The 3001-nt window shown below is 73.3% G+C and carries 4 protein-coding genes; all 4 read right to left on the bottom strand.

Annotation, left to right across the window (positions count from 1 at the left end):
- The coding region (locus tag MJ785_RS21415) for a ThiF family adenylyltransferase (protein WP_239382649.1) at positions 1-897 on the bottom strand (897 nt) is incomplete at its 3' end.
- Positions 894-1598, bottom strand: coding sequence for a hypothetical protein (locus MJ785_RS21410; RefSeq protein ID WP_239382647.1), 705 nt, complete (start codon positions 1596-1598; stop codon positions 894-896). The genes MJ785_RS21410 and MJ785_RS21415, both read right to left, overlap by 4 nt.
- Complete coding sequence (locus MJ785_RS21405; RefSeq protein WP_239382645.1) at positions 1589-1828, bottom strand: radical SAM-modified peptide, FtsH ternary system-associated; 240 nt, start codon at positions 1826-1828, stop codon at positions 1589-1591. Before MJ785_RS21405 ends, MJ785_RS21410 begins: the two co-directional genes overlap by 10 nt.
- Before the next feature lie 54 nt (positions 1829-1882).
- Positions 1883-3001, bottom strand: a 1119-nt coding sequence (amrS, locus tag MJ785_RS21400; protein WP_239382643.1) for an AmmeMemoRadiSam system radical SAM enzyme, incomplete at its 5' end; no start/stop codon positions are given.

Genomic DNA, 3001 nt, shown 5'->3' with positions numbered 1-3001 from the left:
ATCGTAAGCCTCGCCACAGTGATGGCACTGCCCTGATACGGGAAACGCCGCCCAGGTGAACGGTTCCGCGCCGGCCGGCAGGGCGTCGAGCAGGTCGCCGACGGTGGCACGGTGGTCGACCGGCAGCGGGTGGACGGGCCCGTCCAGCGGTCGGTGGTGCGGGCAGCCGGCGTCCCGGGTCAGGGTGACCGGGGCGGTGTGGCCGGTGGTGCCGTCGATCCGCAGCATCCGGTACTCCGGCAGGCCGGCGAACAGGACGCGCAGCGCGACCAGGGTCATCCACCCGGCGACGATCGACGTGGGCACGATCGACGCGGGTTCCGGGCCGTCCGGCCGGATCTCGGCGCAGCTCCACGGCAGGTCGGACGCACCCCGCTGGTGCGGGGTGAGGGAGCAGCCGTAGCAGGCCTCCGTCGGGTCCACCCGCAACCGGATCTCGCCGCCCCACGCAAAAGTGCCGCCGTCCACGAGGGGCGCGCCGACCAGCGCGGTCCGCCCGAGCAGGCGTAACCGGGCGCGTCGGCTGTCCAGACAGCCCAGCACGACCCCGGCGTCGGCCAGCTCACCGAGCCCGACCCCGGTGACCAGCTCGGCCTGCCGGGTCTCGACGGTGACGTCCGGGGCGAGCCGGGCCAGCGCGGTGGCCGCGGCGGCGACCTTCGGTTGCCCGACGTCGCCCGGCCCGAGCAGCACGGCGCGGCTGAGGTTGCTCGCCGCAACCGTGTCCGGATCGCAGAGGATGAGCCGTCCGACGCCGGCGAGCGCCAGGTTCTTCGCCACCTCGTTACCGAGCGCGCCCACTCCGACGATCACGGCAGTACTGGCGGCGAGCAGGTCCTGATCCCAGTCGGGGATGAGCCGCTGCCGAGCGTAGCGATCGCGGAGGGAAACGCTCACCGGTCCACCCGGTTGAGCGTGACCGGGCAGTGGGTGAGCGTTCCATCGGGCTGCCAGTCGTCCCAGCAGGTCAGGCCGGCGACCGGGTCCCGGTGCACAGCCGCCACGCAGACCCCGCGGTGCAGACCGCACGGGCAGACCACCACCTGCTCGCCCGGCCGGAAGGTGTGGGCGCAGACCAGACACTTCGGGGCGTCCGGCCCCATGTCGGGCCGGGCGACCTGGAACGCGTGCGGGGCGAGCCGGACGACCGGTGCGTCCCCTGCCGGCGGCCAGGCGTCCAGCAGACCGGCTGCGAACGCGGCCAGCTCCGCGGCATCCTCCGCGGTGTTCGTCACGGCGTCCGCCGCGGTGTCCCCGCTGGGCGCCGGGTGCTGCCGGGTGGCCACGGCTTCGTCCGCGCAGCCCAGCGCCGGATCGAGGTGGACGACCGAGCCGGGGTCGCCGGTGGTGGCATCCCCCCGCAGCCGGACCCGGTCCCCGCGACGAAAGGTGTGTCCGCATCGGGTGCAGCGCAGGTGCGTCCACCACGACTCCGAATGGGTGACGGCACTCCGGCTCCCGTCACGGCCGACCGGGCCGTCGTCAGACGCCTCAGCAGGCGGCTGCGGATCCAATCCCTCGTTGATGCCGACGTCGAGGTCGGCCAGCTCGTCGAGAGCGGCTGCGCCGGCGTCCACGGGGTCGGGTCTCAGCCGCACAGCATCTGCTCCGTGGCGCCACCGCCCACGTCGGCCAGCAACGCCTCCAGCGCGGCCGGGCGGAACGCGTCACCGAGGATCTCCACCCCGGACTCGGTCACGGTGATCCGCACCCGGACCAGCCGCCCATCCGGATGGCCGGGGTACTCGGACGCGTCGATGAGGTCCGGCAGGGACGCAACGAACACGTTCCCGCCGGTCCGGGCCTGCGCCGCGGTGCCCTCAGCCATCAACGGACCCAGCCATCAACAGGCCCCTTCACCGATCATCCCCATCGTCGTCCATCATCCCCATCGTCCCGGGATCGACTGCCCGCAGTGCGGGCAGATGCCGTGCGTGACCGCGGATTCCAGTGTCTCCCAGATGCCGCGTTGCACCAGCACCGTGTCACAGGCCGGGCAGCGGGTCTCCCGGCCGGCGGCGCCGAGGGCTCGTTCGACGTAGACGTACCGCAAGCCGGCGTCCCGCCCGGTCGCCCGCGCCGCTTCGAGGACGTCGGGGCTGGTCGGTGCCGGCCGGCGCATCCGGAAGTCCGGGGTGAACCGCAGCAGGTGCCAGGGGATGTCCGGGTCGATGCCGGCGAGGTGGCGGGCGATGGCGCGCAGCGCGTCCGGTTCGGCGGAGACGCCGGGGATCAGCGGCGTGGAGACCTCCACCCACACGCCGGCGGCACGCAACCGCTCGACCGCGTCCAGCACGGGACGCAGTTGCGCGCCGGTGAGTCGTCGGTGCGCGGACTCCCCCGCGGCCTTGACGTCGATGTTCACCGCGTCCAGCGCGCCCGCGACCAAGTCGATCGCGGACGCGGTGAGAAAACCGTTCGTCTTCCACACGATCGGCACGCCCGCCGGGGCGGCGAGGGCCGCGAGGGCCAGGGTCAGCTCCGGGGCGAGACCGGGCTCGGCGTAGGACATGGCGAGGGACGCACCGTTCGCGGCGGCCTGCGCGACCAGCTCGGCGGGTTGCGCGGGCCGGCCTGTCCAGGCGACGTCGGCGACCTGGCCGTACTGGGACAGCCGGTGGTTGACGCAGTAGTTGCAGCGGAACGAGCATCCCGGCCCGGCGATCGTGAGCACCCGGCTCCCCGGCCGGACGTGGTAGAAGGGCTTGCGCTCGATCGCGTCAAGGTGCGCGACGGCGACGGCGTAGGTGGCTGTCTCCAGCACACCGGCGTGGTTGCGCCGCACCGCGCACACCCCCGTCTCGCCGGGCCGCAGCTCGCAGCCGTGCGGACACAGCAAGCAGCGGATCCGCCGGGTTTCTTTGTCGTATTTGTTCGATTTTCCGGATTCGTTCCCGGCTGGCTCGCCGAGAACGGCCGTCCGCCACACCGGCCCGCGCGGATCGTCAGACACGGCGTGCGCCAAGCCCGTGCGGCCGGTCGTGGGCCTGGTCGTGGGGTG

Source organism: Protofrankia sp. CiT1, assembly GCF_917627335.1.
Taxonomy (GTDB): domain Bacteria; phylum Actinomycetota; class Actinomycetes; order Frankiales; family Frankiaceae; genus Protofrankia.
The sequence above is the reverse complement of the archived record's forward strand: the minus strand, read 5'-3'. Positions and strand labels throughout refer to the sequence as shown.